Genomic DNA, 4,204 nt, shown 5'->3' with positions numbered 1-4,204 from the left:
GCGAAATCGCAAAGCGTCGGAGGTTCGGCAGGAAGGCCACCAGCCGTTCGGGGACAGTCAGCATGTCGTCGGTCATTCGACTTTTTTGCACACCAGGGAATAAGCTGTCGAGTCAAACGTATTTTCCAGATAATTTGACCGCAGTCGCTTCCTGGCCTGAAAGCTGATTGGGAAGGTGCCACAGGAGACCCGTCGTGTTGCTCATCGACAAATTAAAACTATTGCGCCTCCTCGCTGCTGCAATCGCCGCAGGAGCATTCTTCATTCTGCCATTACCCCTGAATGACGCTGCGTTCACCATTCCCGTTGCGGTTGCCGATGATGACGACGGAGATGATGGAGACGACGGTGGTGGGAGCGGTGGCAGCAATGGCAGCAACGGTGGTGGCGGAAACGGCGGCAATGGATATCATCGCGGTGGCGATGCCTTGCGCGACCTACGTTCGCTATTTCGCTGGCCGTCCCGCGAACGTCACTCAGCAGTGCGCCGTCCAGCCGCGGTTCCAGAGCATGGACGAAACGAGCTCGTCGCAGCGGGTCTTGGGGAAGACGCGCTCGCCGGACTGATCCGGGAAGGATTTACCGTCAGCGATCGTGTCCAGATTTCACTCATTGGCAAAGAAATGGTGCGGCTCATCGTGCCGCGCGGGATAACGCTCGAAGCGGCGCGTACTGCCGTTGCCGCCAGCGATACCACGGCAACGGTCGATTTGAATCATTTCTACCAACCGCAATCGGATAACATGACAGGTTGCGCAAGCAAGGGTTGTGTGCTTGTGCGTGAGATCGTGGGGTGGCCAAAGGGCGATATCGCGGGGTGTGCAAAACCGCACCGTATTGGTCTCATCGACACGGCGATCAATGCCCACCACGTGACCCTGGCAAACTCCCGGCTTGAGGTCATCCGCCTTGATGAAGTCGAAGGAAAAAGTTCGGGCACGCAACACGGCACGGCCGTTGCAGCTCTGCTGGTCGGTGCATCCGACAGCCGCGTTCCGGGTCTCCTGCCTGGGGCAGAACTCATCGCCGTCGATGCCTTCCAGAGATCTGGAGGGGCAACCGATATTGCCAGCATTTATGATCTCGTGCGTGCACTGGATCTGCTTGTTCAGCGCGATGTTCGTGTCATCAACCTGAGCCTGACCGGCCCGGCGAATGCGTTGCTCGAAACGACGGTGAAAGCGGCGGCCGGCCGAGGAGTTATCCTCGTTGCGGCAGCCGGCAATGATGGCCCGAACGCAAAGCCTGTTTATCCGGCAGCCTATGACGACACGATCGCCGTAACCGCAGTCGACAAGGGACGCAATCCTTATCGTCGGGCGGTGCGTGGAGACCATATTGACATTGCCGCTCCCGGTGTTGGGGTCTGGACCGCGGCATCCGTCACCGGCGCGCGCCAGAAAACCGGTACGTCCTTCGCCGCTCCCTTCGTGACGGCGGCCGTCTCGCTGCTGATTTCAAACAACCCGGGTTTGTCGCTTGAAGGTCTTGAGACAAAGATCAGGCAGTTCACCGATGACATCGGAGAGCCCGGGAGAGATCGTGTGTTCGGGTGGGGGCTTCTCAACGCAACGAGACTTTGCGAGAGTGAAAAAGAAAACAAGCCGTCCACGTTGTGAGTCCGAGCGTCGTTTGCGCCGGACTGGGTAGAGAAGCACATCAGACAGAGCGGGCTGGTCGGTGATCCAGAGTTCACTCCAGCTTTGTTCAGGCCGCCCTGAAGGCGATCTGCTTGTGGTGGCAGACCGAATGGCGAGGTCGTCTGCGCCACCGTATAAGTGAGGCTTGCGCAGCCAGATAAAAACCTCAAACTCCGTTCTACATGGTTCCGGAATCCAGCGATCGGCCAACGCCTCGTAGGCGAGATGCCGACGGGCTCGTTTTTTCGAACGGAGAGTGACAGCATGAGGCGGTATGACTTTACGATTCGGTTGGTGGCGGCTTTCGCGATTCTCGCCATTCTCATCGTATCTCAGGGTCTTCTCAATCGTCACATCGCGAACGAGGCGGAACAACAGGTCATACGAGGTCGTTATGCGGGAGATCTGCTTTCCGGTTTGCTGGAGCTTTCCGCCACCAAACAGCGGCTGAGGGCCTGGTCACTGCGTGCCTTGATTGGAGCCGAGCATTCGCCTGGCGATGGGGAAATACTTCGTGCTCATATGGCCACGACCATTGAGCAACTTCAGCGGATCAGCAGCGAGACACGTAAGCTCGATCAACTGGGCGGTGAACCGACCGATGATGACGACGCTCGCGATGAGGCCTTGCAACTGATCTCAGGCAGTGTCGTCGCATTGAAGCCAGCTATTGAAGACATTAAGTCCCATCACGGAGCGGATGATGCTCGAACCGCTTGGGCCTCTATCGAAACTGTTTTCGATCAGGGAGCCGGGCGTGACTTACGCGAAGTTCTGAACAGCACCATAGCCACCGAACGATCGCAGCTTAGTATCAAGAGAACCAGTGCGGATACCGCACTCTTGCAACTTAATCGCGTCCTTGCAGTCATGACATTTATAATAGCGGTTATCGGTATGGGCTTGGCTTATATTATTGCCAAGGCCATCCGGCAACCGCTGCAGCAGATGTCAGAGGGGGCGAAAGCTTATGAAGCCGGTCAGCTCGAACATCGTATCCCTGTGACAACCACCGATGAGTTCGGCCGTTTTGCCGCAAGCATCAATCGGATGGCATCGGAGCTTTTACTGAGAAAAAATGAGGAGGCCAACCAACGCAGCCGTCTCGAGCACCAAGTCAAGCAGAGAACCTCGGCTCTGGAAGATGCGTTATCGCGACTTCGCGCCTCGGAAGGCCGCCGGCGTATCCTGTTGGCTGATATCAGTCATGAATTGCGAACGCCGACCACCGCAATCCGCGGTGAAGCGGAAATCGCCCTGCGCGGGCAGAAAGCCAATGAAGACTACCGTGGATCGCTTGAGCGCATCGGGCAGGCAGCCAGTCAAATGGGAGGCCTGATTGACGACCTGTTGATGATGTCGCGTGGCGAAGACGAGACGTTGGCACTCAACAAGGAACCTATCGATGTTGCAGGTCCGCTGGAAGAGGCACTGTTGAGCGCTGCCGCTTTGGCCAAACAGCGGAGCGTGACCCTTGAAACGGACATAGAGGATGTTGAGACGATCGTCGCTGGCGACGCTTTTCGCTTAAGGCAGGTCATCGCTATTCTGCTTGATAATGCTATCCGCTATTCGCCGCAGAACGGTCACATCGAAATCAAATCTCACATGGTTGCGGACTCTTGGGAATTGATCGTTCGTGACCATGGGATAGGAATTGAGGCCGATGCACTTCCCGATGTTTTTGAACGCAATTTTCGCGGTACCAACGCAAGGCTTCATCGTCCTGAAGGCGCCGGCCTGGGATTGTCTATTGCCCGACACCTGGCTTCGGCCCACGATGGCACTATCATTCTCTCCAGCGACAAAAATGAGGGGACGATGGCCAAGTTTCGGTTGCCTTTGCTAAGAGATCATATTTCCCTTGAGTCTGCCGTGGAGGCGACAGATTGAACATATTGGTTATTGAAGATGATCCGAGAGTGGCCGATTTTTTGGAACGCGGGCTGCGTGCCGAGGGCTACAGCGTCAGCGTTGCCCGTGACGGGCCGACCGGAATCGCAAGAGCGCATGAGTTATGGCAGGAATGGCGCTCCACAGGTGCAAACGGGGCTGTCCTGCTCGATGTCATGCTGCCAGTCATCAGCGGCTCCGATGTTTGTCAAACGCTGCGTGCCAGCGGGATATCCGCACCTATCCTGATGCTAACAGCGCTTGGATCGGTGAATGACCGCATTTCGGGACTGCGAATGGGCGCCGACGACTATCTGGTCAAGCCATTCTCGTTTGAGGAGTTGCTGGCACGGATAGAAGCGCTTATGCGCCGTCCTGTCGACATACGCCCCATCGGAGCAAAAACGCTGCTCGTGGGAGTACTGAAACTTGACAGAGATTCAATGCGCGCAACGGTCAATGGCGTCGAGATATCGTTGACCGCCAAGGAACTGGCTCTTTTGGAACTTTTCATGTCCGCCCCCGGGCGAGTACTCAGCCGGGAGCGAATTCTGGCGAATATCTGGGGAGCAGGCGAAGACCCTCTGACCAATGTTGTCGATGTCTATGTACGTCGTTTGCGCGCAAAGATCGATCGCCCTTCGGATGGTCGTTCCTGCATCACGACCGTT

General features: G+C 56.7%; 3 protein-coding genes and 1 pseudogene. 3 read left to right on the top strand and 1 reads right to left on the bottom strand.

The features are described 5' to 3' along the window. Positions 1-76: pseudogene (locus tag T18_RS27875) on the bottom strand (RNA polymerase sigma factor); the annotation flags it as partial. A gap of 118 nt (positions 77-194) precedes the next feature. Between T18_RS27875 and T18_RS22925 the strand changes: the two are divergent. The 3 genes from T18_RS22925 to T18_RS22915 all read left to right on the top strand — a co-directional run. Next, a complete protein-coding gene (locus T18_RS22925; RefSeq protein WP_075807844.1) occupies positions 195-1,619 on the top strand; it encodes a S8 family serine peptidase in 1,425 nt (474 codons plus the stop codon). 285 nt (positions 1,620-1,904) lie between these two features. Beyond that, entirely contained in the window at positions 1,905-3,533 is a 1,629-nt protein-coding gene (locus T18_RS22920) for a sensor histidine kinase (RefSeq protein ID WP_051489760.1), read from the top strand. Further along, positions 3,530-4,204, top strand: a 675-nt coding sequence (locus T18_RS22915; RefSeq protein WP_139322527.1) for a response regulator transcription factor, incomplete at its 3' end; no start/stop codon positions are given. The genes T18_RS22920 and T18_RS22915, both read left to right, overlap by 4 nt.

Source organism: Rhizobium sp. TBD182, from assembly GCF_001950375.1.
GTDB lineage: Bacteria > Pseudomonadota > Alphaproteobacteria > Rhizobiales > Rhizobiaceae > Agrobacterium > Agrobacterium tumefaciens.
Note: the sequence above shows the minus strand (reverse complement) of the source record. Positions and strands in the feature narration are given on the sequence as shown.